This is a genomic window from Aeromonas sp. 130281 (assembly GCF_056642115.1).
In genome coordinates this window covers 57448-83778 of record NZ_JBWVQS010000005.1, presented here as the reverse complement: position 1 = coordinate 83778, position 26331 = coordinate 57448, and the positions used below count along the sequence as shown (strand labels likewise).

Below are 26331 nucleotides of genomic sequence, written 5' to 3'. Positions count from 1 at the left end.
CACGGGGAAGAGTCAGGCCTGCGCATCCGGCTGATTGGCGGGAGCCGCCTTGATAAAGGCCTGCAACTGCTCGCAGTTGGCGACGATGCGCGCGATGGTGGGGTAGTCGTCCAGCGTCATGTTGAAGCGACGGGCATTATAGACCTGGGGCACCAGCATGCAGTCCGCCAGGGTCACCTCGTTGCCCACGCAATAGACGCCGGCGGTGGTCATCAACAGCTGCTCCAGGGCGGTGAAGGTCTCGTCAATCCAGTGGCGATACCAGGCATCGCGCGCCGTCTTGCCCTGCCCCAGCTCCTGCTCCAGGTAGTTCAGCACCCTCAGGTTGTTGAGGGGGTGAGTGTCGCAGGCGATCATGTTGACTATCTGGCGCACCCTGGCCCGCTCCTCGGGAGCGGAGGGCATCAGGGGGTAGGCCGGATAGGTCTCGTCGAGGTACTCCATGATGGCCACCGACTGACCCAGCTGCACATCCCCGTCGATGAGAAAAGGCACCAGCCCCTGGGGATTGACCCGGCGATAGGCCTTCTCTTTCTGCTCACCCTGTCTCAGATTGACCGGGTGCTGCTCATAACCAAGTCCCTTGAGTTGCAGCACCAGACGTACGCGAAAGCTGGCCGATGAACGCCAATATCCAAACAACTGCAGCATATTATGTCCCTATGGTGGCAGGTGTGCGCCACCTGCCGTGTCGCCTGGCCGACCTTGGCCGGCCCAGGCCTTGCTAGCTCGTCTGACTGGCGCCCCCTTGCGTGACCCGTTGCAAAATGGTGCCAAACAGACTCATCCCGTTGCGATCCTGCATCGCGATGGACACTGTATCACCAAAGCGAAGAAAGGGTGTAGTGGCTTGACCTGACTCGATAATTTCCAGCATCCGCCGCTCGGCGAGGCAGGAGGATCCCCGGCTTCTGTCGTAGTTGGAGACGGTGCCCGAGCCTATGATGCAGCCAGCGCCAAGGGGTCTGGTCCTGGCCGCGTGGGCGATCAGCTCGAAGAAGTTGAAGGTCATGTCCAGCCCCGCATCCGGCTCCCCGAACAGGGCGCCGTTGAGCTGGGTCACCAGGGGCAGATGCACCTTGCCCTGCCGCCAGTCGCCGCCGAGCTCGTCCGGGGTGATGGCCACCGGCGAGAAGCTGCTGGAGGGTTTGGACTGGAAGAAGCCAAAGCCCTTGGCGAGCTCCCCGGGAATGAGGTTGCGCAGGCTCACATCGTTGACCAGCATCAACAGCTTGACGTGCTCCTCGGCCTTCTGCGCGCTGGTGCCCATGGGCACGTCGTCGGTGATGACGGCCACCTCGGATTCAAAGTCGATGCCCCACTCCTCCGACCACATGACGATGGGGCCGCGGGGGGCGAGGAAGCTGTCGGAGCCCCCCTGGTACATCAGGGGATCGTGCCAGAAGCTCGAAGGCATCTCGGCGCCGCGCGCCTTGCGCACCAGCTCCACGTGGTTGACGTAGGCGCTGCCGTCGGCCCACTGGTAGGCGCGGGGCAGCGGGGAGAGACAGGCGGTCTCATCGAAGGGGAAGGCATCGGGGCAGGCGCCGTCGTTGAGGGCCTGATAGACGGCGGTCAGCCGGGGGGCGAGATCGCTCCACTCGTCCAGCGCCCCTTGCAGGGTGGGGGCTATGTCGGCCACGGCCACCGCCCGGGTCAGATCCCGGCTGACCACCACCAGGGCGCCATCGCGCTTGCCATTGTTCAAGGTTGCCAATTTCATATCGAATTCCTTATTTGCCGGGGGTGCCGTCTGGCCGCTGCCAGCTGGAGACATAGTGGGGATTCTCTATCCCCTCGCAGATCTGGCCGACTCCCAGGGCATCCCGGGTGTCGAGCATCACGGCCACCTCGTCGGTGAAGGTCTTGGCGTGGGCCTGCCCCGCCGCAAAGGCCTTGGGATGGGGACCGTGGGTGAAGCCGGCGGGGTGGAAGGTGACCATGCCCCGCTCTATGTTGTCCCGGCTGAAGAAGTCCCCGGCGTGGTAGAAGAGCACCTCGTCAAAATCGTCGTTGCTGTGATAGAAGGGCACCCGCAAGGCCCCGGGATCGCTCTCTATGGGGCGCGGCACGAAGGTGCAGATGACGAAGCGGCTCGCCACGAAGGTGGAGTGGGCCGAGGGCGGCAGATGGTAGCGGTGGCTCATCAGGGGGCGGATGTCCCGCCAGTTGAGGCGCACCACGCACAAGTCCCCGTGCCAGCCCTGGGCATCCAGGGGGTTGAAGGGCCAGGTGATGACAGAGACCTGATCGTGGCGCTTGACCTGCAGCGACCAGGGATCCTCGTCCTGCTGGGCCAGGAAGCGCTCGTTGATGGCGGGTACGTCAAGGGCCGCCGGATCGAAGATGGCGTGGTTGCCCACCAGCCCCTTGTCCGGCAGCTGATAGCTGTCCTCGGTCGCCTCTATCATCAGGATGAAGAGCGGCGCCGTCGGCTCGATGCGCCACATGGTGCCGCGGGGGATCACCAGGTAGTCCCCGTCCCGCAGGGTGAGATGGCCGTAGTCGCAGAAGAACTCCCCGCTCCCCTCGTGGATGAACAAGAGCTCGTCGCCGTCGGCGTTGCGCACCAGAAACGGCATTGTCTCGGTCAGGCGCCACATCCGGTAGCGGCAGTGGGGGTTGCTGAGCAGATCTGGCATCACCCAGGGGGAGAGGGAGCTCACCTCCTCCTGCAGCTCATTCAAGTCGAACGCCCGCGGCCGCAGCGGCCCCTCCCAGTGGCTCCAGTCGGTGGGGGCATGCTTGTGGTGCATGTGGGTGGCGGGGCCGAAGAAGCCGGAGCGCCCGAGCTCGCGCTCGTAGATGGCCTGCTCGGGCAGATCGGCGTGGGCCTGGCGGGAGTGGGTCCCCTCCCGGTGGGGGAAACTTATCCAGTTACGCATGGCTGTGTGCCTCCCATGACATAGATACCGGCCGGCGATCGCCCATATGGTTACGCATCGCTCGGCTCTCCCTTTCTCTCGCCCTGCTCGGCCCCGCTCAGCACCCCACGACGGATCTGATCCAGTTCAATGGATTCGAACAGTGCCTGGAAGTTGCCCTCGCCGAACCCCTCGTTGCCCTTGCGCTGGATGATCTCGAAGAACACCGGGCCTATGACGGTGTCGGTGAAGATCTGCAGCAGGATCCCATCTTTCGTCGGCGAGCCGTCGATCAGGATACGCAGTGCCTTGAGCGCCTCCAGATCCTCCTGATGCCCCTCCACCCGGCTGTTCACCTTCTCGTAGTAGGTGTCCGGGGTCGGCATAAAGCCGGTGCCGCGGCCACGCAGGGTGCGGATGGTCTGGTAGATGTCGCGGGAGGCGAGGGCGATGTGCTGTATCCCCTCCCCCTTGTACTGGCGCAGGTACTCCTCTATCTGGGACTTGTCGTCTGAGGACTCGTTGATGGGGATGCGAATTTTGCCGCAGGGGGCCGTCATGGCGCGGGAATGCAGGCCGGTCAGCTTGCCTTCGATGTCGAAGTAGCGAATTTCCCGGAAGTTGCCGATCCGCTCGTAGAAGTTGGACCAGACGTCCATGTTGCCGCGATGGACGTTGTGGGTCAGGTGATCGATCTCGTAGAGCCCCGCATCCACCTCGGCCATGCGCGCCTGCCAGTCGGGGTAGAAGACGAAGTCCACATCGTAGATGGAGCCCTGCTCGCCGTAGCGGTCGACGAAGGAGAGGGTGCTCTCGCCGATGCCGTAGATGGCGGGGATGTTGAGCTCCATGGGCCCTATCTTGCCGACGAAGGGCTTGGCCCCCTTGGCGATGGCGTACTGCTGGGCACGGCCCGCATCCGCCACCCGAAATGCCATGCCGCAGACGCTGGGCCCATGCAGGCTGGCGAACTGCTCCGCCTGGGAGTGAGGCTCGGCGTTGACCACGAAATTGATGTCCCCCTGGCGGTAGAGCCAGCACTGCTTGTGCTTGTGTCTGGCCACCTCGGCAAAGCCCAGGGAGACGAACAGCGCCTTGAGGGCGGCAATGCCCTTGAGATCCGGGGCCGTGTACTCGACGAATTCGAACCCATCGGTGCCGAGGGGATTGATGGTGCGAGAAGGGGAAGAAGAGGTCGTCATGATGCGCTCCTTGCGATGGACTGATAACGAAACGGGTCACGCCGGGAAGGCTCGACAGGCAGCCCGGACGGCGTTGTTAACAACTTGTTTCATTAGAGGCAGGGGCAAAGCAGAAGAGAAGAGGCGGGTTTCAGATAGTTTGGCGAGGGTCAGCGCCAAAGGATGTAAATAGATTGTGACATTGCAGTCTGGGCCTTGCGGACAGCCCCACGGCGCACCGCCGGGCTGTCAGCTTTGCCTTACAGGCGCCAGTTTTTCACCTCGAGATGGGGCAGGCTGACCCTGGCCTGTTGCAGCCGGCGGACGTCGGGGTTGATGAGCCAGGCCTGCTGCCCCAGCGCCAGCAGCGGCAAGTCGTGCAGGCTGTCACTCAAGGCCAGCGTCACCCTGAGGGCGCGGATCTCGGGCAGGATCTTGTGCCGGCCATGGCAATAAAAACGCGGCACCAGGCCGCCAAGGCGATAGCCCATCCGCGAGCCTGTGATGCGATGGGGAAGCCTTGGCAGCTGTCGATGGAGCTGGGCACGGACCAGGGCCCGGGGGCTGGCGGAGATGACCCAGCAGCGCGTCCTTTCGGCCATCAGCAGGGAGCGGGCCTCCCGAAACAACCCGGGTCGGGTGTGGCAATAGGCCCGCACCAGCTGGCGCCAGCCAGACGGCGAGAGCCCCAGGGTGATGGCCCACCAGATAAGCGAGATCCCCTGACGGCGCAGGCTGGGCACCAGATACACCAGGCCACCCAGTGCGATCACCGGCAGCAGCAGCAGTGGCCAGCGGCGCCGGCGCAGGATGAAGCGCAGCAGGCCGGCGTGACTGTCCCCGGGCGCCAGGGTGTCGTCAAAGTCGGCCAGTATCCAGCCCGAGCCGGGCGCCGTGCGGGAGCTGGTCATTCGCCCAATCCCGCGATGGCGGTGTGCAGCTCGGGCAGGAGGAACAGCGCCCCCTCATCCGGCGGGCAGACGAGGTCGAACTCCTCCCCCGCCAGGGTAAACTGCAGGCGCCAGGCGTGCAGATAGCCGCGATCGGCGGCCGTGCCACCGTAGCGCTCGTCCCCGAGGATGGGGGCCCCCACGCTTTTCAAGGCAACCCGGATCTGGTGGGTCTTGCCGGTCCGGGGCTTGATGCGATAGAGCCGCAGCCCCTCCCGCACCGAGACAGAATCGAACCAGCTGATGGCCGGGTTCTCCTGGGTGCGGGCCAGCATCCAGCTGCCGCCACGCCCTTTCTCCATGTCCCCCTTGATCCACCCCTGCTTCTTCTTCGGCTTGCGATCGGAGAGGGCCAGATACTGCTTGCCCACCTCCCGGGCGGCAAAGGCCATGCTGAGTGCGCGGTTCGCCTCCGGGGTGCGGGCCAGCAGCACCAGTCCCGAGGTCATCTTGTCGAGGCGATGGACCGGATAGAGTTCGAGGCCGGTATCCATCTTGACCCGATTGACGAGCCCGGGTTCACCCCCCTCGTCGTGCATGCCAAGGCCGGGGCCCTTGTTGATCACCATGAAATCTTTGTGCTGCAACTGTATCCGGTACATCTATAACCCTTTAGAATGTGATTTGTTAACAAGTTGAATGCGGGCCTGCTGGCCACCCCATGGATCCTCAGCACAAGAATCGCACGGATGAAGAGATACTTGTTTTGGCTGCTACTGCTTGGCGCCAGTTACGCTTCCCCTGTCATGGCAAGTGACCGTCCCCATGAGCCTCCGGATCGGGTCGTCTTGCAGTTGCGCTGGCTGCATCAACCCCAGTTCGTGGGCTATCACATGGCCAAGGCGAAGGGGTACTATGCCGATGCCGGACTGGATGTCGAGATAAGGCCAGGCGGCAAGGGGATAAGCCCGGTCCAGGAAGTGCTCAGCGGGCGCGCCGACTTTGGCGTCGGCAACACAGAGGTGCTCACCAGCTACGCCAATGGCGAACCCCTGCTGGCCCTCGCCAGCGTCTATCAGCACTCCCCCTCCATCTTCCTGGCCCGTCGCGACAGCGGCATTCTCACCGTTGCGGACATGCGTGGCAAACGGATCATGATGTTCCCCGGCCATCAGGATGCCGAACTGCTCGCCACCCTCTACTATCAGGGGCTGCACGAACGCCAGCTCATCCCTGTTCCCACCTCGGTCAACATAGACGATCTGATCGCGGGCAAGATCGACATCTTCAACGCCTATCTCAGCAACGAGCCCTTCTATCTGGAGGAGCGCGGCATCTCGGTCTCCGTCATCAATCCGCGCAACTACGGCATCGATTTTTACAGCGACATCCTGTTCACCACCCAGAACGAGGAGCGCGTCAACCCGGAGCGGGTGGCAAAGTTCCGGGCCGCCAGCCTCAAGGGGTGGCGCTACGCCCTCGCCCACCCGGCGGAGGCCATCGACCTGCTGCGCAAGGAGTATGGCGTCAACCGCAGTCAGGCCCACATGGAGTACGAGCTGCAGATGAGCAAGGAGATGATACAGCCGCTCTATGTGGAGATCGGGTATATGAATCCGGATCGCTTCGCCCACATCATGCAGCAGTTGGTCGAGATAGGCCTGGTTCCGAGGGCGGTGCCGCTGACCCGCCTGCTCTATCAGGCCCCCTCCGCGCAGTGGATCTTCTGGCGCCCCTGGTTCTTGCTGAGCCTGGGGGTCGGCGCCCTCATCCTGCTGCTCTCCCTCTATCTGCTTGTCAGCAACAAGCGGCTCAATCGGGAGGTGACCCTGCGCAAGTTGCGCGAGCAGGAGATACTGCAGCTGGCCCGTCTCGATCCCCTCACCGGCCTGCCCAATCGCCTGAGCCTGATGGAGCAGCTGAAGGAGCAAGTTCAACTCGAGGATCCCGGCTGCCTGCTGTTTTGCGATCTCGATGACTTCAAGCGCATCAATGACAACTTCGGCCACAGCCAGGGGGATGCCATCCTCTGCCAGCTGGCCAACCGGCTCCATGACGCCATCGGCCACCAGTGCTATTTTGCCCGGCTGGCGGGGGATGAATTCATCCTGCTGCTGCCCGGCTACAGCAGCGCCCAGGCGCAGGATGTGGCCGAGGTGATCCGGCACGCCATGCAGGCCCCCTTCGTGGTCAATGGCCAGGCCATGCAGGTGGGGATCAGCATAGGGGTCAGCCACTACCAGCGGGGCTGGAGCCCGGAGCAGTGGCTGATCCAGGCGGACAGGGCCATGTATTGCGACAAGAGCGGCGGCTTCATTGCGCTGGCTGAGCAGACGAGCTGACGGCGGCCTAACCCACTTCGCCGCAGCGCCCATGCAAGAAGGCCACCCTAAGGTGGCCTTTTGTCATCCTGTGTTTGCTCGAGGCAGCCGTCAGCCGAAGGTCTGCCCCAGGGACTTGAGCTGGCGCGCCTTGGTGAGCAGGATGTCGCTCGAGGCATCCATGTCGTGCATCTTGTTGCTGTTGGCGTGGGAGTGCTGGGAGATGACGTTGACGTTTCGGCTGATGTCCTCCACCACCGCCTGCTGCTCCTCCGCCGCCGCCGAGATCTGGGTCGACAGATCCACCACCCGCTCTATCTCGGCCAGCACCTGGTGCAGGCTCTGTGAACCCTGCCGGGTCAGGGTCACGCAGGACTGGGTCTGCTCCAGGTTCTGCTGCATCATCCCCTTCCAGCCATTCAGGGTGCGCTGGATCTGCCCTATGCTGCCCTGGATCTGCTCGGTCGCCTTGTGGGTCCGGGTTGAGAGGGTGCGCACCTCGTCCGCCACCACGGCGAAGCCGCGCCCCTGCTCTCCCGCCCGGGCCGCCTCTATGGCGGCGTTGAGGGCCAGCAGATTGGTCTGATCCGCGATTCCCTGGATCTCGCTCATCAGGATCCCGATGCGGTCCGACTCCTCCGCCAGCGCCACCGCCGCCGTGAAGGCGTGCTCGGCCTGGGTGGCCAGCTCGGTGACCCTGTGCTGGGTATCCTCCAGCTGCTGGTCGGTATGCTGGCAATGCACCTTGGCCTGGGCAATCTGGTTGTCCGTCTCCTGGATGTTGCGGGCTATCTCGTGTGCCGTCGCCGCCATCTCTGTGATGGCGGTCGCCACCTGCTGGGTCTGGATGTCCTGCTCGGCGATGTCGGCGCTCGCCTCGCTGGAGGCGGTCTTGAGATGGACCGCCAGATCCTGCAGGGAGAGGGTGGCGTCGTCCACCCGCCCGAGCACGGTGCGGATCCTGGCCTGCAGCAGCTTGATGTGGAAGTCGGCGATGGCACTGGGTTCATCCCCCGAGTAGATGAGCCGGGTCAGGCTGTCATACTCCTCGGCCAGCTGGCTCAGGTAACGGGGGGTGGTGATGAGGGTATGGCGATAGAGGAGACCGAGCCACAAGAGCGGCAGCAGCATGAACAGGGCCCCCAGGGGCCCCGTCAGATAGGCGCCCGCCGCCAGCATCAGCAGCAGCCCGGCGATGGCCACCCCGTGGCGCACGGGGCGCAGAGGCAGGCCCCCCTTTCGCTCCCCCCGCTCCACCGCCTTCAGCCTGGCGTAGGTGCGGGCGGCGACGGCCTTCATCCCAGGCTCGGCGCGGCTGCGCACCGACTGGTAGCCGCTTATCCGTCCCTGCTCGAAGATGGGGGTGACATAGGCATCCACCCAGTAGTAGCGACCATCCTTGCAGCGGTTCTTCACCATGCCGCGCCAGGGCTTGCCCTGCTTCAGCTTGCCCCAGAGATCGGCGAAGGCCGCCTTGGGCATGTCAGGATGGCGCACCATGTTGTGGTGCTGGCCTATCATCTCTGCCCTGCTGTATCCCGCCACCCGGCAGAAGTGGTCATTGGCATAAGTAATGACCCCCTGAAGATCCGTGGTGGAGACCAACTGTTCACTGGACGGAAAATCCACCTCTTCATCAACGAGATGAATCTGGGTTCTGTTCATGGCGCACGCCTCTTGTTTGATAACTCAGTTAGCGTAGTCAAGCCATGGCAGCCAGGCCAACGCGGCCCCTCAGGCAGTGGGGATGACTGAGAGACCCTCCTCTGGATCCATGATGGCGCCCTCAGTTTTCCGCCGCCGGACGGCATTCACGTTCCCGGATCAGCTTCTTGTTCACCTTGCCGACACTGGTCCTGGGGATCTCCTGCACTATGTGGATCTGGCGCGGAATGGCCCAGCGATTGATGCGACCGCTGTCGACGAACCCCTGCAGGTGGGCCTTGATGGCCTGTGCATCCAGATGCGACCCCTCCTTGCCGACCACCAGGGCCAGAGGCCGCTCCCCCCACTGCTCGTCCGGCACCCCGATCACGGCCACCGCATGAACGGCGGCGTGGGCGCTGATGAGGCTCTCCAGCGCCAGCGAGCTTATCCACTCGCCCCCTGTCTTGATCACATCCTTGATGCGATCCCTGATCTCCACAGTGCCGTCCGGGGTGATGGAGGCCATGTCCCCCGTGTGCAGCCAGCCCCCCTCCCAGAGCTCGGCCCCCTTGCCCGGCTCTTTCAGGTAGCCCTGGGCCAGCCAGGGAGCACGCACCACTATCTCCCCCATGGTCTGGCCATCGTGGGCCAGCGCCCGGCCCTGCTCGTCGATGATGCGCAAGTCCACCAGGCCGATGGGCTTGCCGGTGCGGATCCGCAGCGGCAGTTGCTGGGCCATGGGCAGCGCCAGCTCCTCGGGAGCGAGATGCACCACGCACAACAGCGGGCAGGTCTCCGACATGCCGTAACCGGCGTGCACCAGTATCCCCTGTCGGTGAGCCTGGGTCGCCAGCCCGAGCGGCAGCGCACTTCCCCCCAGCAGCATCTTCCAGCCCGCAAGGGAGGTCTTTGCTGCCTCCTCGCAGTCGAGGATCATCTGCAAGATGGTCGGCACGCAGTGGGAGAAGCTCACCCCCTCGTCGCGGTAGAGCCGCACCAGCTTGTCCGGCTCGTAGCGCCCCGGATAGACCTGCTTCACCCCCAGCATGGTCGCCACATAGGGGACGCCCCAGGCATGGACGTGGAACATGGGGGTGATGGGCATGTAGACATCGTCTGAGCAGAGCAGCGACTGGCCCGCATGGGCCGCCAGGGTGCCCAGTTCGTTGAGGGTATGCAGCACCAGCTGGCGGTGGCTGAAATAGACCCCCTTGGGATCCCCAGTGGTGCCCGTGGTGTAGAACAGGGTCGCCACCGAATGCTCGTCAAAGTCGGGGAAATCGAACTGACTCTGCGCCCCGGCCAAGAGCGTCTCGTACTCCCCGAGCAGCGGCAGTGCGGTGGACGGCAGCTCCCCATCGGTCAGCCGGATATAACCGCGCACCGTGGGCAGCCTCTCCTGGATGCTCTCCATCATGGGCAGGAAGTCGTCATGAACCAGCACCAGATGATCCTCGGCGTGGTGCATGGTGAAGGCGATCTGCTCCGGCGAGAGGCGCACGTTCACCGTGTGCAGCACGGCGCCTATCATGGGCACGGCGAAGAAGCATTCGAGGGAGCGGTGGCTGTCCCAGTCCAGCAGGGCGACCGTGTCCCCCGGCCCTATGCCCGAGGCCGTCAGCAGGTTGGCGAGGCGGTGGATGCGCTGGTTGAGGGTGCGATAGTCATAGCGCAGTCGATCTGCATAGACTATCTCCCGGTCCGGGTGCTGACGCACCCCGGATAACAGCAGGCTCTTGATCAGCAAGGGATAAGCATGGGCTCCCTGGGCTGGCGGTATGATCCTTGTCTTCACCATACGGACTCCTTCCGATTCGTGTCTGGGCGCAGGGGAGCCTGTCTCCCCTCGCCATCTGGGTTAGCGGGCGTCGAGACGCCGCAGCAAGGCCTCGGCATGGGGCCAGGGGCCAAATCCGCTCGCCGGGTTGAGGTGTCCCACGGCCCCGGCATCCACCAGCTCGCTCCCCCAGTCCTGGGCCAGGGCACGCACCGCCGCCGGGCTCGCCAGAGGATCGTTTTGGCTCATCACCACCAGGCTCGGGAACGGCATCTTCATGCGGGGCAGCGGGTGCCAGCCTCCGGCCTGCATGGCTTGCGGGCTCGGGTAATGGGATGGCCAGCTGGCGTCCAGATCCGGCGGCGTCACCAGCAGGGCGCCCCAGATGGGGTGACGATGCAGGGCTTCGCCCTGCTGCGCCACCCAGTGAGCCAGCATCAGCACCCCGGCGCTGTGGGCCACCAGGATCACCGGGCCCTGGATGCGCGCCAGCGCCTGCGCTATGGCCTCGACCCTGGCCTGGCAGCTCAGCTTGTCCGAGGTCAACGGCGGCACTGTCACCACCTTCTCAAGCCGCTCGGCGAGCAGGGTCTGCCAGTGATCCGCCACGTGGTCACGCAGGCCGGGCACCATCAGTACTGTGGCCTCGGGCTGAAATGTCTTCATCTCTCTTCCCCTGTTCAGGCGCTCCGGCGACGGCCGGACGACATCAGGACCACAGTAAGGTGCCAGCCCCCCGACTGCTTTACCTTGGATGCCATGGAGTTGTCTTTATATGACAGGAGCCTGATGGTGTAAGCGCCACCGGGCTGCATAGAACCGGGCTCGAAAGGCCATGAATTGGGCTGGCACGCAGGGTCATCAGATGGCACCTGCGACTAATAGATCAGTTAATAAGCACTTTCCAGCTTGTAAGCGAAATGATAAAAAACAGTTAACAACAAGCAACCAGCAGATGAGCTGTCGCCATGGGAATTGCATCATGACCCTCCTTGCCAGAGCCGCCACCCTCACCAACTATCTCGATGTCGCCCGCCAGCTGGGCCTCAATACCCCCAACCTGCTGTCGCAGGCCGGCCTCAGCGCCTCCATTCTGGATGTGCCCAATCAGCGCATCCCCGTCTCCACCATCGTCACCCTGCTCGAGCTGTCCGCCCGCACCGGGAACTGCCAGAGCCTGGGTCTGCGCATGGCGGAGCATCGCCAGCTGTCGGACTTTGGCGAGGTCAGCCTGCTGCTGAGCTATCAGCCCAACCTGCGCGAGGCCTTGCAGGTCATAGTGCAGTACATACACCTGTTCAATAATGCCCTGGCCATCTTCATCGAGGAGGCGGGCAAGGCGGTGATCATTCGCGAGGAGATCATCACCGACGCCCCCATGCCGTCGCGCCAGGCCACCGAGCTCGCGGTCGGCGTCATGTATCGCTTCTGTGCGGCCCAGGTCGGGGTCGGCGCCAACTGGCATCCCATCAGCGTCAACTTCACCCATGATGCACCGGCGGATCTCTCCATCCACAAGCGGCTGTTCGGCTGCAAGCTGGAGTTTGGCAGCGAGTTCAACGGCATCGTCTGCCAGGCCGCCGATCTGGACATTCCGAACCCCCTGGCCAACCAGGCCATGGCCCGTCATGCCCGCCAGTACCTCGACACCCTGCTGGTGGAGACCCAGCAATCCCTGATGACGGACGTGCGCAAGGCCATCTACCTGCTGCTGCCCATGGGGCGCGCCACCATAGAGCAGATAGCCCGCACCCTGGGGATGAACGTGCGCACCCTGCAGCGCCATCTGGAGGAGAGCGGCGCCACCTTCAGCGAGCTGGTCAACGACGTTCGCCGGGATCTGGTGATGCGCTACCTGCAAAACTCCGGCTATTCGCTGGGCCACATCGCCGACATGCTGGGCTACTCCATGCCAAGCTCCTTCACCCGCTGGTTCAGCGCCCAGTTCGGCATGCCGCCGGCCACCTGGCGCTCCCGCCACAAGGGAGTGCCCAAGGTGGCCCAGCCCGCCCCCGCCGGCCTCGCCTACGGCTGAGGGCCGGCGCCATTCGCCAGACGAGAGAAGGGAGGCATAGTGCCTCCCTTCTCTTTTTCCTGTGTCACGGCTATTGCTAGCTGACGTCGGCCCCCACCGGGGTCCGGCAGGGCTTGGTCCCCTCCCTGGCATCCCCCTCCTGCCACACCGGGGCAGGCACCGCCTTGGTCCCGGACAGCAGGAAGCAGGAGAGCGCCGGCACCCCTATCAGGGCCCCCAGCATGTTCCACAGGAACATGAAGGTGAGCAGTATGCCCATGTCGGCCTGGAACTTGATGGGGGACCAGACCCAGGCCACCACGCCGGCGGCCAGGGTGATGCCCACCAGCCCCACCACCCGGCCGGTGAAGGCCACGGCCTGGCGATAGGCGTCCACCAGCGACATGCCCTGGCGCTGATGGTGCAGCTGCACGCTCAGCAGGTAGAGGGCGTAGTCCACCCCTATGCCGACCCCGAGCGCAATCACCGGCAGGGTCGCCACCTTGACGCCTATGCCCATGGCTACCATCAGCGCCTCGCACAGCACAGAGGTGAGCATCAGGGGCACCAGCGCCACCAGGGTCGCCCGCCAGCTGCGGAAGGTGATGAGGCAGAACAGGGTCACCGCCAGGTAGACGTAGAGCAGCATGGTGCGGTTGGCCTCGTGCACCACCAGGTTGGTGGCCGCCTCTATGCCGGCACTGCCCGCCGCCAGCAGGAACTGGCGATCCGCCGTGCCGTTCTCCCGGGCAAACCGCTCGGCGATGGCCACCACGCCGCTCAGGGTCTCGGCCTTGTGATCCTTCAAGTAGGCGATCACCGGCATCAGGGAGCAGTCGGTGTTGAACAGCTCCGGGCTGTTGACCGAGGCCTGCTGGGCGGCATAGTTCAGCACGTTCTGGTTGCGCTGGATGCTGGCGAGCTTGGGGTTGCCCTCATAGGTGCCGGCGGTGATCTGGCGCACCGCATTGACCAGAGAGCTGGTGGCCTGCACGCCGGGATGCTGTTGCAGCTCCCACCCCAGGCGATCCGCCAGGATCAGGGTCCGGTAGTCGAGGCATCCCTCCGGCGCCGTCTTGATCATCACCGCAAAGAGATCGCTCGAGAGGGCGTAGTGGCCGGTGATGTAGGCGTTGTCCCTGTTGTAGCGCGAATCGGCACGCAGCTCGGGGGCGCCGCTGTCCAGATCGCCAATCTTGAGGTGCAGGCTCACCAGGTAGCCGCCTATGCCCATCCCCAGGCCGAGGATCACCACCACTGTGGCCCACTTGCGCTCGGTGCAGCAGTCCAGCAGTGCCCAGAGTCTGCCGAAGCCCTGGTTGGCGGCGGCATGGGTGTCTATCCTGAGCGCCCGCTCGGCCGCCTTGCGGCCCACCCCCACATAGGAGAGGGCCACCGGCATCAGCAGCAAAGAGGTAAAGATGAGCACCGCCACCCCTATGCTGGCGGTGATGGCGAGATCCTGGATGACGGGGATGTCGATCAGCATCAGCACGGCGAAGCCCACCGCATCGGCCAGCAGCGCCGTGACCCCGGCGAGGAAGAGGCGGCGGAAGGTATAGCGCGCCGCTATCTGGCGGTGCGTGCCACGGGCGATGTCCTGCATGATGCCGTTCATCTTCTGGGCCGCGTGGGAGACACCGATGGCGAAGATGAGGAAGGGCACCAGCACTGAGTAGGGGTCGATGGCGTACCCCAGCCAGGCGATGATGCCGAGCTGCCACACCACGGCGATCAGGGAGCAGCCCACCACCAGCAGGGTGCTGCGCACGCAGCGGGTGTAGAGGAAGATGATGACCAGGGAGGTCGCCACTGCCAGGGCGAAGAAGAGGATCACCTGGATGAGGCCGTCGATGAGATCCCCGACCAGCTTGGCAAAGCCGATCACCCGGATCCTGTACTGGCCGATCCCCTCCTCCCCCGCCTGGTGGGGCTTGCCGTCAAATTCAATCTGGCTGCGCAACTGCTCGATGCGCCGGGAGAAGTCATGATAATCGAGGGGCTTGCCGGTGACAGAGGCCTTGTCCAGCAGGGGCACTATCAGCATGCTGGACTTGAAGTCGCTCGCCACCAGGCTGCCGACGATGCCGGCTCTGTTGATGTTCTGGCGCAGCTGCTCGATGTCAGAGGCCGAGCCCTGATAGGCATCCGGCATCACGGGCCCGCCCTGGAAGCCCTCCTCGGTCACCTCGGTCCAGCGCACCGCCGGGCTCCAGAGGGACTTCATCCAGGCCCTGTCCACCCCTTCGGTCAGGAACAGCTGGTCATTGACCCGCTTGAGGACGCTTAAGTAGTCGGGGTCGAAGATGTCCCCCCGGGTATTCTCCACCACCACCCGCACCGAGTTGCCGAGGCCGCGCAGGGAGTCCCGGTTCTCCAGGAAGTTTTTGATGTAGGGCTGGCTCTGGGGGATCATCTTCTCGAAGCTGGGCGCCAGCGCCAGGCGGGTCGCGCCCATGTAGCCAAGCACCAGGGTCGCCAGCGTCATCACCAGCATGAAGAGCGCTCTGTGGTTGAACACCAGCCGCTCCAGCAGGTTGCCTGAGTGCCTGTCGAACGCGCTCAGCTCGCGGATCACCGGCATCGAATCTTGCTTCACATGGCCCATGTCTGGATCCTCGTTATCGTTATTGGGCCGTCATCCGGTGACGGCCTGCGTTGAGACAGCTTATTTGACCGCCGCCAGGGTGCGCACCCCGCGGCTGCCCACCAGCACCAGGGCGCCATCGGCGGTCAGGGCGGCGCCCGCCACCGGCGATGGCTCGGCCAGGGGGGCCAGGGTCAATGGCTCGTTGCCCCGTTGCCGCAGCATATGGCCGGCCTGGGTGAACAGGCGGAACTGGCCATCGGCCCCCTGCATCGCGGCGCTGATGCTGATGGGCAGCGGGCTCACGAGCCGGGTCCAGTTTTCGCCCCCATCCGTGCTGCGATAGGCATGGCCCCGCAGGCCATAGACGATCACCTCATCCGAGCGGCCGATCAGGCCGAAGAAGCTGCCGTCATAGGGGCTGGGCAGTGAGACGAAGCGCTGCCTCTGCGCTTCCCATTTGCGCAGCAGCCCCTGCTCGCCCACCAGATAGAGGGCGTCACCGGCGGCGGCGATGGCATTGAGGTGGAGCCCGTCCGGGTTGTCGGTGCGATCCTGCATGGGCGTCCAGTGCAGGCCGCCATCCTGGGTGCGCAGTATCAGGTTGAAGACCCCGACCACGTAGCCGACTTTGTCGTCCTCAAACCAGACGTCGAGCAGCGGTTTGTCGGCCCCCTCCTCCACCAGCCGCTGCCCCTCCGCCACCCATTGCGGCCAGGACTCGTTGCCTGGCTCGGCACGGGCCAGGGCCGAGTAATGGCGCAGGACCAGCTTCCCTATCTGGCGACCATCCAGCTGTTTCTGCCAGCTGGCACCGCCATCCTGGCTGTGCAGCACCACCCCGTCCCCCCCCACGGCCCAGCCCTGCTCGGGAGTGGGGAAGGTGACGGCATTCAGATCCGAGCTCACCGGCACCCTGGCCTGCTGCCAGCGCCGCCCCTCGTCGTCCGAGTAGAGGATGTGACCCCGCTGCCCCACCGCCACCAGCCGCGACCCGGCTCGGGCCAGATCCAGCAGGGGGCTGTATCGGGCCAGGGCGCTCGCCCTGGCCGGCAGATCCAGCACGTCCCTGTATTCGGCCCCCTGCGCGGCCTGCATCTCCCCGCGCTGCCCTGCCATCGTCTCCGCCCCCTGCGCGAGTCCCGGCAGCAGCAGGGCGCAGCACAGCCAGGGCGCCAACTTGTTGAATGAACCCATACGTCCTTGTCTCCAGATGCGCCGGGCACCCCGGCGCGAAAAGCGGGAGCCGGGCTCGCCTGCGGCGAACCTGGCTCCCGTCAGGATCAGCGGATCCCCACCCCGGCCAGGGACTCCGGCGACCACTTCGCCTTGGACAGCGAATCGCCGTACTTGATGCCGCCATGGGGGCCCACCACGCCGTTGATGTTGTAGCTGCCCGCCACCAGGTCATAGATCATGAAGGGGGTGGCGTCCGGGGTCTCCTTGTCGTAGCTCTGGCTCAGGAAGGCAAAGGAGCCGCGATAGAGCTGACCACGGGCGTCGTACTGATCGGAGGCCAGCGCCACCCAGCTGTCTTCGTCCAGGTAAAAGCGGCGCTTGGCGTAGATGTGCCGCTCACCGGCCTTGAGGTTGCCCTCCACCACCCAGACCCTGTGCTTCTCCCAGCGCACGTGATCCGGTGACAGGAAGTTGGGGGTGGTCAGCGCCCTGGCATCGGGCTGATAGGTCAGCCGATAGGTGTTGTAGGGGACTATCATTTCCTGCTTGCCCACCAGCTTCCAGTCGAAGCGGTCCAGCGCCCCGTTGAAGACGAAGACGTCGTCATAGGTGCCCGCCCCCGAGGTGCCCGGGTTCGGGGTGTCGTAGGCCAGGTTCGGTGCCAGCTTGACCCGGCGCTGGCCAGGCAGGTACTGCCAGGCCTTGCGCGGCTGCTCCAGGGGGTTGGCGGCGTCGCGCAGCATGATGGCCTCGCCGGCACGGCGGGCCGGGCCGGTGTAATGGAGCTTCATCTGGTAGTAGGTGTCCCTGGCCGAGACCGGCTTGTTCATGTCCTCGTAGATGGCGTAGTTGATGAAGGCCTGTCCCGTGGTGGAGAGGGCCGCCACCCCGGCGGCGTCCACGTTCCAGGAGTCGTACTTGGTGGCGATGTTCACCCCCTGGTAGCGCAGCAGAAAGTTCCACATCGCCTCGGCTCCGCTCTTGGGGATAGGGAAGGGAATGCCCGGCAGCACCTTGTCCACCGCCATGCCCCCCGCCAGGGTGATGGCGTTCAGCGCGTTCTGCCTGGTGTTGTCCAGCACCGCCTTGGGCAGCGCCACGCTGCGGTGAGTCGGGTAGAGGTCCACCCTGAAGTCCGGGAAGCGCTTGAGCAGCTCCGCCGTGGTGGCGGTCAGCGCCCCCTGGTATTGGGCCGCGTTCTTGCCGGTGATGACCAGGAGCGGCTGCTCGCCCGCATAGGGATCCGGGCGAATGCTGTCACCGGCCTTGAAGCCGGCCGGCGGGGTTGTCAGGCCCCCGCTGTAGGCGGGGATACTGCCATCGGCGTTGGCGGCCGCCTCGGCGCCCACCTGGGTCAGGCTGGTGCCGAGCTGTGCGGCTTCGCTGCTGGAGACGGCGGCCAGTGCCTGGCCCGCGAGGGCCAGGGTGAGGGAGGCGGCCAGCATGGTCTTGTTGAATGTCATATCTCGTTCTCCGACTCGGTCGATTGACTCAGTAAGTGGTCTTCAGGGTCAGGTAGATGGCGCCTCTGTCTTCCGTGGTGGCACCGCCACCGGAGAAGGAGGCGTAACCACCGGCATAACAGGTGTTGCGCTGGGCCCCATCGAGGGCATTGGGGGTGGCACCGTCCTCGGCACCGTCATTGCACTCGGCAGACTTGCCAAAGGAGTCCACGTATTTCAGATCGACGAAGTACTGGTTGTAGAGGGTGGCGCCGAGCCCCACCGCGTAGCTGCCGGTGTCTTTCGCCCCGCCCGCCTGGACCGGAGAGATGCCCGCCAGCCCCCAGTTCACCGAGAGCGGCATGGTCATGTCGACCCCCGGCAAGACCTGATACCAGGTCGGGGTGAAGTTGACCGCCAGCCCCCAGTTGTCCCGGGTGGGCTTGTCGATGCCCTGATAGCTCTCCTCCCCCTTGTAGAGCGCCTTGTTGTGGTCATCCAGGCTCAGCAGGTTGCTGTAGTAGATCTCCCCGAGCAGGGCGGCGCCGTCGAATAGCGCCGTGTCGGCGAAGGTCATCAGGCCGTTGAGGGTCCAGTGCAGGGTATCGCCGGTGGCGCTGTAGCCATCGGAGCCATCGGTGATCACCCCGGTGTCCGGATGACGGGGGCCGAGCACGGGGGCCGGGATCCCGAAGCCGTTGGCCAGTCCCCCGGGCCCGGTGGCACTGAGCAGGGCCGGGATGCTGGAGAGGGGCATGTGCTGGCGATAGTTGAGATCGCTGCCGACGCTGACCCCGGCCACGTCCTTGGAGAGGCTGAGGCCAAAGATGTCGATCTCGTCGCCATAGGCCAGGGCGTAGCTGGTGTTGGCGATGGACTGGCGCAGGTTCGGTACGGCCCCGGCCGGCAGGGGCGCCGCCCCGCGAATGGTCATGCCACGGGCATCGAGCACCGCCTGGGGCAGGATGTCGGCGGTGCGGCGGTAGAAGGCCCCCAGGGTCGCATCCAGTGCCTCGGGGGACCACTTGGCCATGATGCCCCAGTCGCCGTGCTTGCCCGGCTCGATGTCGGCGCCCCGGCGAATGTTGCTGAGGGTGCCGCTCGGTCCGGCCAGGCCCGGCCCGCCTGTGTGGCCCAGCAGGAACGACTGGGCACCGAAGCCCACCAGATCCGAGCTGCCGTAATAGGTGCCGGCCTCCGGCAGGCGGGCGGCGTTCCAGTCCAGGAAGTACTGGGCGGCGAAGGTCCACTCCGGGTTCAGGGTGAAGGAGGCGGAGATCTGGTTGCGGGGCACGAACAGCTCTTTCGCTTCCGTCCCAGGGGAGGCCGCGAGCTTCGCGAGATCCAGGCCCGACTGGCCATAGCTGAGGGCGTGCACCGGGCTCAGCAGGGTTTCTCCCCAGAAGATGTTGTGCTGCCCTATCTTGACCCCGAGCAGGGACTCGTCGCCCAGCTCCATGTTGTGGAACACGAAGGCGTCGAGCAGCTCGCCGGAGGGGCCATGGTAGTAGCGATCCGCATAGTCGCTCAGGTGACGGTTGCCCGCCACCGGGGGCAGCCCGACGATGCCGGAGCTGGCGCTGTTGCCGTTGATGAAGGGGTTCTCGTCGGCGCCGACGTCGCGGTAGGCGTAGTCATACCAGCTGGCGGCGCTGATGCGAAAGCCGGTGTTGCCCTTGTTCACCACGTCCAGCTCGGTCAGCAGATCCAGGCGGGTGGTGACGGTGTCCCCGGCATCCTTGAAGTTGTAGTCCCCGTCGTTGTTGTTCGGGGTGGCGAGCATCCGCTCGTCGGCACTCTCGGTGCGCATGCCGTAGTTGAACTTGCCGGTGTTGTCGAAGCGAACGGACCACTCTTCGCTCCCGGTATCGACCTCGACCGCCTGAACGGTGGGCATGAGGGCGGCCGCGATGGCCGCCGCCAGCAGGCGCAGGCGCAGGGCCCCGCCACCATGACTCGTGTGCATGTAATCCATTACAGTCTCTCCGAGTGTCGTCATCTGATGTCGTTGTTGTTATCTGTTCAGTCGCCGTTTCCGTTGGCTTTGATGCAAGGGAGATGACCTGGCTGATGGCGCACCGCCTTGTTTGGCGTTCGAGGATGCAGCTCTGTTTTTGCATCGGCCCCGGGGTGTCGCTCGCTCTGATGAGCCCGCTCTTTCTCTCTTGTGTGCCGACTGTAAGGCCTCCCTCCCGGGCCACGCTTGCCATTGAACGTCAGCCACTTTTCATTTGATGACAGCGCAGGAGGAGGATGGCAAAGGGCGCCAAAAGCGGTGTCAGACAGCCCCGGATCCGGGCCTGTTCACCTGTCTGGCGGGATGGGCAGCATGCGTGGGGGACGCTTGTCGGCGAAGGGGAAGCAGGGTGTCAGACATAAAAACGGCGGGGAGAGGCCCAGGCCCCCTCCCCGCCGACAGCCAGACGATCAGCTCGCGATGGCGCAGCCGGTGGCGGCCTGCAGCGCCTCGAACTCGATGCCGGGGGCCAGCTCCACCAGGCGAAGGCCGGTGGGGGTCACATCCAGCACGGCGAGATCGCTGATGATGCGATCCACCACGCCGACCCCGGTCAGCGGCAGGGAGCACCACTCCAGTATCTTGTGCTCCCCGTTCTTGGCGCAGTGCTCCATCAGCACCACCACCCGCTTGACCCCGGCCACCAGATCCATGGCGCCCCCCATGCCCTTGACCATCTTGCCCGGGATCATCCAGTTTGCGAGATCCCCGCGCTCGGAGACCTGCATGGCCCCGAGCAGGGCCAGGTTGATGTGGCCGCCGCGGATCATGGCAAAACTCTCGGCGCTGTCGAAGAAGCTGCTGCCGGGCAATGTGGTGATGGTCTGCTTGCCGGCGTTGATGAGATCGGGCTCGAGCTCGGCCTCGCTCGGGAAGGGGCCTATGCCGAGCAGGCCGTTCTCGCTCTGCAGCCACACCTCCATGCCGTCCGGGATGTAATTGGCCACCAGGGTCGGCAGGCCGATCCCCAGGTTGACGTAGAAGCCGTCCTCCAGCTCCCTTGCGGCGCGCTGCGCCATCTCTTCACGGGTCCAGGCCATCTCAGTGTTTCTCCATGACAGTGCGCACTTCGATGCGTTTCTCGGGATGGGGGTTCAGCACCAGCCGCTGCACATAGATGCCGGGCAGGTGAATGTCGTCGGGGGCCAGCTCCCCCACCTCGACTATCTCCTCCACCTCGGCCACGCAGACCCGTCCCGCCTTGGCACAGAGCGGGTTGAAGTTGCGCGCCGTCTTGTTGAACATCAGGTTGCCCGCCTTGTCGGCCCTGGCCCCCTTGATGAGGGCCAGGTCCGCCGTCAGGGCGTGCTCCATCACATACCACTCGCCGTCGAACTGGCGGGTCTCCTTGCCCTCGGCGATGAGCGTCCCGTAGCCGGTGCGGGTGAAGAAGGCCGGGATGCCGGCGCCGCCGGCTCTGAGCTTCTCCGCGAGCGTCCCCTGGGGGGTGAACTCAAGCTCAAGTTCCCCCGCGAGGTACTGGCGCTCGAACTCCTTGTTGCCCCCCACGTAGGAGGAGATCATCTTCTTTATCTGGCGGCTGTGGAGCAGCGGCCCCAGGCCGAACTCATCCACCCCGCAGTTGTTGCTGATGATGGTGAAGCCGCCCTTGCCGCTCTCCTTCAGCGCCTCGATCAGCTGCTCGGGGATGCCGCACAGGCCGAAGCCCCCCGAGGCGATGGTGATGTCGTCCTGCACCAGACCGCTCAGGGCGGCCTGGGCGCTGGGATAAACCTTGTTCATAAAGACCTCTCTGCTCTCTGGCTAGTCCGTTGGCCACGGGGGCGCGTTCGTTGTATGGCTGTTTGTTGACTCGGCATGGATGGCCTCCCTAAGGCTTGATGCCCCAATGCATCAGGGTCAGCACCAGGGCGACCAGGAAGGCGGTCTCCCCCACCATCAGCAGGATGGGCCTGATGCCGACCGCAGCCAGCTCTTTGAGCTGGGTCTTCATGCCGATGGCGGCGATGGCGATGACCAGGCACCAGCGTGACAGGCCGTTGACCCCCTCCTGCAACGGCACGGGCACCCAGCCTGTGCTGTTGATGCAGGCCAGCACCAGGAAGCCGACGGCAAACAGGGGCAGCAGGGGCGGACGCTTGCCCAAGGGGCCATCCGCCCCCTGCCTGCGGGTGATCATGGCGGCCACGACGATCACCGGCAGCAGCATGGCGACCCGCATCAGCTTGACCACGGTGGCCAAGTCCCCGGTCTCGGTGGACATGCTGTAGCCGGCCCCCACCACCTGGGCGACGTCGTGAATGGTGGCGCCGAGGAAGACCCCCGCCTCCACCGGCGTCAGCTCGAAGAAGCGGGCGATCATGGGGTAGAGGATCATCGCCAGGGTCGAGAGCACCGAGACCCCGATCACGGTGAACAGGGTGGCCCGCTCCTTCTGGGGGTGATTGGGCAGGGAGGCGGCCAGGGCCAGGGCGGCAGAGGCGCCGCAGATGGCGGTCGCCCCGCCGGTCAGCATGCCGAACAGGCGCTGGAACCCCATCGCCCTGGCCGCCACCACGGAGAGGCTGATGGTGACCACCACCAGGGTGACCACCAGCAGCACCGGCATCCAGCCCAGCTCGGCGATCTGGCCCAGGGTGATGCGCATGCCGAGCAGGGCGACCCCGATCCGCAGCACGCTGCGCGCGGTGAATTCGATGCCCGCCTTGCAGCTCCCCTCGGCGCTGAGGAAGTTCAGCCCCATGCCGAGCAGCAGGGCGAACAGCAGCACGGGGGCGCCGTAGTGCTCGGAGAGGAAGGTGGCGGCGGCCGCCACCGTGATGCTGACCGCCATGCCGGGGGCCAGTTCGCGCACCCGTGAGAAGCGGGCGCTGGCGGTCTTGGTGGGGTTCAGCGCGTGCATGAGACGGCTTCCTCTTGTGGGATGACGATATGGAGCTGATCACCCGCCTGCTCGACCGGGTAGCGGCCGACCTTGAGCTGGGTGGAGTTGAGCAGATAGCCGGTGTTCAGGTTGAACCGCAGGCCGTGGGCCAGGCACTGGATCACCTCCCCCTCCAGCCGACCGCCGCACAATGAGGCCCCCTGGTGGGGACAGCCGTCGTCGATGGCGTGGAAGCGGCCATCGACGTTGAACAGCACCAGGCTCTTGCCCTGGGCTTCGATGAGGATCCGCTTGCCCGGTTCAGGCACCCGCTCGGCCGGCACCAAGATCCGCGCCGCCGGCGCCCCGGTTGCCGCATCCAGGGCCTGGCGCAGGCTGGCCAGCAGCTGCGCCACCGGCTGGGCCCCGCTGAGAGTCAGCCCCTCCCCCAACACGAAGCTGGGCACCCCCTGCTGGGCCGCCCCGGGCCGATCGCAGTGGAAGGGGGTGCCATCCCCCTGCAGGCTGCTCACCAGATCGGCGGGCCCAAAGCCCGCCGCCTCGGCCAGCCCCAGCAAGGTAGCGCCATCCCCCAGATCCCCGCCGTGCAGGAAGTGGCAGGCGAACAGCCGCTCCAGCAACTCGTCCAGCTGCGCCGGCGAGCCCAGCTGGCAGGCCCGTTGCCACAGGCGGTGGGCATCGGCCGTGTTCGGCATGCGGGGGATCTTGCCAAAGTCCAGCGCAACGCCGACGCCGGCCGCCGCCTGTCGCACCTGGGCCTGACGCAGGCCCATGGCCTGTTCGCTGCCAAGACGTCGCAGGTAGAAGTCGTGAAAATCCTCCCCCTGCACCGGCAGCGCGGGCAGCAGTTGCACCCCGCGCCAGTGCACATCGACCCGCACCTCGGGCCGCTCTGCCCGCAGCTGGGTCAGGGCCTGCGCCAGCTGGCGTTTGCCGATGAGGCACCAGGGGCAGATGAAATCCATATAGACCTCGATGCTGAGCCTCATGCCCTCACCTCCGTGCCCTGGGGGCCCGTGATGACCCGGCGACCGGCATCCCCTTCGAGCCGGGCCACGTCCTTGTGGTAGTGGCGCTTGCCGTAGAAGAAGACGGCGGCCGCCGCGATGCTGATGAGGGGCACCAGCTGGAAGGCGTTGTCCAGGCCGATGTGGTCGGAGACCTTGCCGGTGATGAAGGGGCCCGGGGCCAGCCCGAGCAGGTTGTTGGCAAGGGTCAGGGTGGCGAACGCCGTGCCGTGCACGCTGGCGTGGGTGAGGTTGGCCACCATGGCACCGGCGGGGCCCGAGGTGCCGGTGGCGATGAACATCCCCAGCCCGATCAGCAGCAGCTGAGGCAACCCGGCCGGCAGGGCAAACGCCAGGGAGAGCAGCAGACAGCTCCCGAGGCAGTAGGCGATGGCGAGGCTTATCTTGCGATCCGGCCGGTTGCGGCAGAGCCGATCGCTCAGCATGCCGCAGAGGATCATGCCGGCCCCGCTGCACAGCACTATGATGGCGGCCATGAGCCCCGCCTTGTCCGTGTCCAGTCCGTAGTAGCGGTTGAAATAGCTCGGCATCCAGACGATGACGGTGCCGCCGACGAACAGCTGCAGGCCGCTGCCCACATAGGCCGAGATCACCGAGCGGCTGGAGTAGAGGCTGCGCAGGGGATTGCGGCCCGCCTCTGTGTTTCCCCGTGCCGCCCGGCCGGTCTGGGAGATCCGCGCCTCCTTGACGATGAGGGGATAGATGGCCGCCAGCACCAGGCCGAACAGGGCCATGCCGGCGAAGGCCCAGCGCCAGCCGAGGAAATGCGCCAGCACGCCCCCGGTGGCCATGCCGAGCACTGAGCCGAACATGCCGCCGGAGATGAAGGCGCCGGAGAGGGTGGCCCGCATCTCCCGCGGGAACACCGAGACCACCACGGCGATGCCGACGCTGCCGTAGGCGGCCTCCCCCACCCCCACCAGGAAGCGGGCGATGAACATCTGCTCGTAGTTCTGGGCCAGGGCGCAGCCCAGGGTCGCCAGGCTCCAGAGCGCGGCCATCATGGCCAGGCTCTTGACCCGGCCGAAACGGTCGGCGAGCAGGGAGAGGGGAAAGGTCAGCAGGCCGACCATCAGCGCCACTATGCCGCTGAGCAGGCCAAGCTGGGTGTCGGAGAGCGCCCACTCCCCCTTGAGCATGGGGAAGACGGCGTTGAGCACCTGACGCGACATGTAATCGGAGATGAGCAGACCGAAGGTCAGCGCAAACACTATCCAGGCATAACGACGGGGCACGGCAACCTTGCCGGCCTCTGGGTCGTCATCGATATGATACGTAGCCATACAATCCCTCGCGCTACTGCAAATTGGGTTCGGTTTTTCGGTCAACGGACCGGCGGCAGAGGCCACCGGCCAGAGAATATTGACTCATCACTCAGTTACCCTGCGTGCTGCATAGTGCAAGGCGCAAGGCCGTTTGGCAAACAGAGTCGGGGGGTCGCCGCCCCGCCCGCGTTGCGGCGACCCATCTGGCTCAGGACCGCTGTGGCACCCCTTTCTGGCCCTGGGTCCGGTTCGGCGCCATGCCGTTGGCCAGCAGCGTCTCCTCCACGCTGTCGTACTGCACGCCGATGCGGTAGATGGCGCGCGCCTCCTTGCCGCTCGCCACCTCGCGGCCCAGCTCGTGGGCGACCCGCACGCACTGGCGGATCTGCTCCACCGAGCTCATGCGCTGGCCGTGCTGGCCTATGATGGTGTCCTCTATGCCGCAGCGGGGGTGCAACCCCATGGCCATGGCCATCATGTTGAAGGGCAGCACGTTTTTGAGCAGCGACTCGGCGGTGACGCAGGCTCCGTCCGGCGCACGGTGGACGAAGTTCATGAAGTTGAACGGGTTGGGGCCATCAAAACCGCCGCCGATGCCGATCCAGGTGAGGTTGAGCGGGCCCATGTAGATGCCCTTGCGCACCAGCCGCTCCAGGGTCTCCAGGGCGTGCATGCCGGTCAGCTGGAAGTGGGGCTGGATGCCGCTCGCCATCAGGCGCTTCAAGTGCTCGGCCACCCAGGCCGGGCCGGCCGGCACCGTCATCTCGCTGTAGGCCGCCTGGTAGGCGGGGTTCGCCAGGGAGGTGCCTGCCAGGTACTCCGGGTAGAGCAGCTCCATGATGTTCATCTGGGTGGTGTTGATGGCCACCGTGACCTGATCCGGTTTCGGGGTCAGCTCCGCCAGCATGTGGCGGGTGTCGTCGGAGAGCCACTTGGCCGCCTCGCCCTCCCCTTCCGGCGCGAAGGAGATGGAGCCCCCCACCTGGATGATCATGTCCGGCACCGCCTTGCGCACCCCGGCGATCAGCTCGTTGAACTTGGACAGCCGCTTGGAGCCGGTGCCGTCCAGCTCGCGCACGTGCAGGTGCAGCACGGTGGCGCCAGCATCAAAGCAGTCGACCGCCTTCTGGACTTGCTCCTCCATGGTCACCGGGATGTCTTCCGGGAAGTCGCCAGGGGCCCACTCAGGGCCATAGGGGGCCACCGTGATGACCACCTTTTCCATGTTTTCCGGGTGCAGGGAATCGTCAAAAAATTGCATCTGTTCATTCCTT

The 26331-nt window shown here is 65.4% G+C and carries 21 protein-coding genes; 2 read left to right on the top strand and 19 right to left on the bottom strand.

Annotated elements, in window-relative coordinates; genetic code table 11:
- Nucleotides 1-12 precede the first annotated feature (12 nt).
- From maiA to AC1IN8_RS14235, 6 genes are all read right to left on the bottom strand, one after another.
- Entirely contained in the window at nucleotides 13-651 is a 639-nt protein-coding gene (gene maiA, locus AC1IN8_RS14260) for a maleylacetoacetate isomerase (RefSeq protein ID WP_202045994.1), read from the bottom strand.
- A 73-nt stretch (nucleotides 652-724) separates the two neighbouring features.
- Complete coding sequence (locus AC1IN8_RS14255; RefSeq protein ID WP_479759303.1) at nucleotides 725-1723, bottom strand: fumarylacetoacetate hydrolase family protein; 999 nt, start codon at nucleotides 1721-1723, stop codon at nucleotides 725-727.
- A gap of 10 nt (nucleotides 1724-1733) precedes the next feature.
- Nucleotides 1734-2885, bottom strand: a complete 1152-nt coding sequence (locus AC1IN8_RS14250) for a homogentisate 1,2-dioxygenase (RefSeq protein ID WP_202045996.1) — start codon at nucleotides 2883-2885, stop codon at nucleotides 1734-1736.
- Nucleotides 2886-2935: 50 nt separating this feature from the next.
- Nucleotides 2936-4069, bottom strand: a complete 1134-nt coding sequence (hppD, locus tag AC1IN8_RS14245) for a 4-hydroxyphenylpyruvate dioxygenase (RefSeq protein WP_406569421.1) — start codon at nucleotides 4067-4069, stop codon at nucleotides 2936-2938.
- Nucleotides 4070-4305: 236 nt separating this feature from the next.
- The gene (locus AC1IN8_RS14240) at nucleotides 4306-4956 is read right to left on the bottom strand and encodes a haloacid dehalogenase-like hydrolase (protein WP_479759300.1); all 651 of its coding nucleotides are present in this window, start codon (nucleotides 4954-4956) and stop codon (nucleotides 4306-4308) included.
- A complete protein-coding gene (locus tag AC1IN8_RS14235) occupies nucleotides 4953-5597 on the bottom strand; it encodes a TIGR01621 family pseudouridine synthase (protein WP_479759299.1) in 645 nt (214 codons plus the stop codon). Before AC1IN8_RS14235 ends, AC1IN8_RS14240 begins: the two co-directional genes overlap by 4 nt.
- Before the next feature lie 87 nt (nucleotides 5598-5684).
- Here AC1IN8_RS14235 and AC1IN8_RS14230 point away from each other — a divergent pair, with 87 nt between their 5' ends.
- On the top strand, nucleotides 5685-7277 hold the full coding sequence (locus tag AC1IN8_RS14230; RefSeq protein ID WP_429107620.1) for an ABC transporter substrate-binding protein: 1593 nt from the start codon (nucleotides 5685-5687) through the stop codon (nucleotides 7275-7277).
- Between the two features lie 90 nt (nucleotides 7278-7367).
- Here AC1IN8_RS14230 and AC1IN8_RS14225 read toward each other — a convergent pair whose 3' ends face one another.
- The 3 genes from AC1IN8_RS14225 to AC1IN8_RS14215 all read right to left on the bottom strand — a co-directional run bounded on the left by AC1IN8_RS14225 (nucleotide 7368) and on the right by AC1IN8_RS14215 (nucleotide 11346).
- Nucleotides 7368-8921, bottom strand: a complete 1554-nt coding sequence (locus tag AC1IN8_RS14225; RefSeq protein ID WP_202046001.1) for a methyl-accepting chemotaxis protein — start codon at nucleotides 8919-8921, stop codon at nucleotides 7368-7370.
- A gap of 121 nt (nucleotides 8922-9042) precedes the next feature.
- Entirely contained in the window at nucleotides 9043-10701 is a 1659-nt protein-coding gene (locus AC1IN8_RS14220) for a fatty acid--CoA ligase (protein WP_479759296.1), read from the bottom strand.
- Between the two features lie 60 nt (nucleotides 10702-10761).
- Complete coding sequence (locus AC1IN8_RS14215) at nucleotides 10762-11346, bottom strand: RBBP9/YdeN family alpha/beta hydrolase (RefSeq protein ID WP_479759295.1); 585 nt, start codon at nucleotides 11344-11346, stop codon at nucleotides 10762-10764.
- A 316-nt stretch (nucleotides 11347-11662) separates the two neighbouring features.
- Between AC1IN8_RS14215 and AC1IN8_RS14210 the strand changes: the two genes are divergently transcribed.
- Nucleotides 11663-12715, top strand: coding sequence for an AraC family transcriptional regulator (locus AC1IN8_RS14210; protein WP_479759293.1), 1053 nt, complete (start codon nucleotides 11663-11665; stop codon nucleotides 12713-12715).
- Between the two features lie 76 nt (nucleotides 12716-12791).
- On the opposite strand, the gene AC1IN8_RS14205 is transcribed toward AC1IN8_RS14210, so the two are convergent.
- From AC1IN8_RS14205 to AC1IN8_RS14160, 10 genes are all read right to left on the bottom strand, one after another.
- Nucleotides 12792-15302 (bottom strand): efflux RND transporter permease subunit, encoded by a 2511-nt coding sequence (locus AC1IN8_RS14205; RefSeq protein ID WP_479759291.1) that lies wholly within the window; start codon nucleotides 15300-15302, stop codon nucleotides 12792-12794.
- A 60-nt stretch (nucleotides 15303-15362) separates the two neighbouring features.
- Nucleotides 15363-16478 carry a WD40/YVTN/BNR-like repeat-containing protein gene (locus AC1IN8_RS14200; RefSeq protein ID WP_479759290.1) on the bottom strand — a complete coding sequence of 372 codons (1116 nt, stop codon included), beginning with the start codon at nucleotides 16476-16478 and terminating at the stop codon, nucleotides 15363-15365.
- 86 nt (nucleotides 16479-16564) lie between these two features.
- On the bottom strand, nucleotides 16565-17923 hold the full coding sequence (locus AC1IN8_RS14195; protein ID WP_479759289.1) for a DUF1329 domain-containing protein: 1359 nt from the start codon (nucleotides 17921-17923) through the stop codon (nucleotides 16565-16567).
- A 28-nt stretch (nucleotides 17924-17951) separates the two neighbouring features.
- A complete protein-coding gene (locus AC1IN8_RS14190) occupies nucleotides 17952-19877 on the bottom strand; it encodes a DUF1302 domain-containing protein (RefSeq protein ID WP_479759287.1) in 1926 nt (641 codons plus the stop codon).
- Between the two features lie 452 nt (nucleotides 19878-20329).
- Complete coding sequence (locus AC1IN8_RS14185) at nucleotides 20330-20959, bottom strand: CoA transferase subunit B (protein ID WP_479759285.1); 630 nt, start codon at nucleotides 20957-20959, stop codon at nucleotides 20330-20332.
- Nucleotide 20960: 1 nt separating this feature from the next.
- Nucleotides 20961-21662 carry a CoA transferase subunit A gene (locus AC1IN8_RS14180; protein WP_479759284.1) on the bottom strand — a complete coding sequence of 234 codons (702 nt, stop codon included), beginning with the start codon at nucleotides 21660-21662 and terminating at the stop codon, nucleotides 20961-20963.
- An 88-nt stretch (nucleotides 21663-21750) separates the two neighbouring features.
- On the bottom strand, nucleotides 21751-22782 hold the full coding sequence (locus tag AC1IN8_RS14175) for a YeiH family protein (protein WP_479759282.1): 1032 nt from the start codon (nucleotides 22780-22782) through the stop codon (nucleotides 21751-21753).
- Nucleotides 22770-23753: a DsbA family protein gene (locus AC1IN8_RS14170; RefSeq protein ID WP_479759280.1), complete on the bottom strand. Its 984-nt coding sequence runs from the start codon at nucleotides 23751-23753 to the stop codon at nucleotides 22770-22772. Before AC1IN8_RS14170 ends, AC1IN8_RS14175 begins: the two co-directional genes overlap by 13 nt.
- A complete protein-coding gene (locus AC1IN8_RS14165) occupies nucleotides 23750-25075 on the bottom strand; it encodes an MFS transporter (protein ID WP_479759278.1) in 1326 nt (441 codons plus the stop codon). Before AC1IN8_RS14165 ends, AC1IN8_RS14170 begins: the two co-directional genes overlap by 4 nt.
- A 190-nt stretch (nucleotides 25076-25265) precedes the next feature.
- Nucleotides 25266-26318 (bottom strand): beta-keto acid cleavage family enzyme, encoded by a 1053-nt coding sequence (locus AC1IN8_RS14160; protein WP_319916039.1) that lies wholly within the window; start codon nucleotides 26316-26318, stop codon nucleotides 25266-25268.
- Between the last annotated feature and the right edge of the window lie 13 nt (nucleotides 26319-26331).

What these genes read in the sequence shown, in the direction of transcription:
- AC1IN8_RS14190 (WP_479759287.1), bottom strand. Translation starts at nt 19,877, where the DNA reads ATGGATTACATGCACACGAGTCATGGTGGCGGGGCCCTGCGCCTGCGC.
- AC1IN8_RS14200 (WP_479759290.1), bottom strand. Translation starts at nt 16,478, where the DNA reads ATGGGTTCATTCAACAAGTTGGCGCCCTGGCTGTGCTGCGCCCTGCTG.
- AC1IN8_RS14170 (WP_479759280.1), bottom strand. Translation starts at nt 23,753, where the DNA reads ATGAGGCTCAGCATCGAGGTCTATATGGATTTCATCTGCCCCTGGTGC.
- AC1IN8_RS14185 (WP_479759285.1), bottom strand. Translation starts at nt 20,959, where the DNA reads ATGGCCTGGACCCGTGAAGAGATGGCGCAGCGCGCCGCAAGGGAGCTG.
- AC1IN8_RS14220 (WP_479759296.1), bottom strand. Translation starts at nt 10,701, where the DNA reads ATGGTGAAGACAAGGATCATACCGCCAGCCCAGGGAGCCCATGCTTAT.
- maiA (WP_202045994.1), bottom strand. Translation starts at nt 651, where the DNA reads ATGCTGCAGTTGTTTGGATATTGGCGTTCATCGGCCAGCTTTCGCGTA.
- AC1IN8_RS14215 (WP_479759295.1), bottom strand. Translation starts at nt 11,346, where the DNA reads ATGAAGACATTTCAGCCCGAGGCCACAGTACTGATGGTGCCCGGCCTG.
- AC1IN8_RS14240 (WP_479759300.1), bottom strand. Translation starts at nt 4,956, where the DNA reads ATGACCAGCTCCCGCACGGCGCCCGGCTCGGGCTGGATACTGGCCGAC.
- AC1IN8_RS14165 (WP_479759278.1), bottom strand. Translation starts at nt 25,075, where the DNA reads ATGGCTACGTATCATATCGATGACGACCCAGAGGCCGGCAAGGTTGCC.
- AC1IN8_RS14235 (WP_479759299.1), bottom strand. Translation starts at nt 5,597, where the DNA reads ATGTACCGGATACAGTTGCAGCACAAAGATTTCATGGTGATCAACAAG.
- AC1IN8_RS14180 (WP_479759284.1), bottom strand. Translation starts at nt 21,662, where the DNA reads ATGAACAAGGTTTATCCCAGCGCCCAGGCCGCCCTGAGCGGTCTGGTG.
- AC1IN8_RS14230 (WP_429107620.1), top strand. Translation starts at nt 5,685, where the DNA reads ATGAAGAGATACTTGTTTTGGCTGCTACTGCTTGGCGCCAGTTACGCT.
- AC1IN8_RS14205 (WP_479759291.1), bottom strand. Translation starts at nt 15,302, where the DNA reads ATGGGCCATGTGAAGCAAGATTCGATGCCGGTGATCCGCGAGCTGAGC.
- AC1IN8_RS14195 (WP_479759289.1), bottom strand. Translation starts at nt 17,923, where the DNA reads ATGACATTCAACAAGACCATGCTGGCCGCCTCCCTCACCCTGGCCCTC.
- AC1IN8_RS14175 (WP_479759282.1), bottom strand. Translation starts at nt 22,782, where the DNA reads ATGCACGCGCTGAACCCCACCAAGACCGCCAGCGCCCGCTTCTCACGG.
- AC1IN8_RS14250 (WP_202045996.1), bottom strand. Translation starts at nt 2,885, where the DNA reads ATGCGTAACTGGATAAGTTTCCCCCACCGGGAGGGGACCCACTCCCGC.
- AC1IN8_RS14160 (WP_319916039.1), bottom strand. Translation starts at nt 26,318, where the DNA reads ATGCAATTTTTTGACGATTCCCTGCACCCGGAAAACATGGAAAAGGTG.
- AC1IN8_RS14210 (WP_479759293.1), top strand. Translation starts at nt 11,663, where the DNA reads ATGACCCTCCTTGCCAGAGCCGCCACCCTCACCAACTATCTCGATGTC.
- AC1IN8_RS14255 (WP_479759303.1), bottom strand. Translation starts at nt 1,723, where the DNA reads ATGAAATTGGCAACCTTGAACAATGGCAAGCGCGATGGCGCCCTGGTG.
- AC1IN8_RS14225 (WP_202046001.1), bottom strand. Translation starts at nt 8,921, where the DNA reads ATGAACAGAACCCAGATTCATCTCGTTGATGAAGAGGTGGATTTTCCG.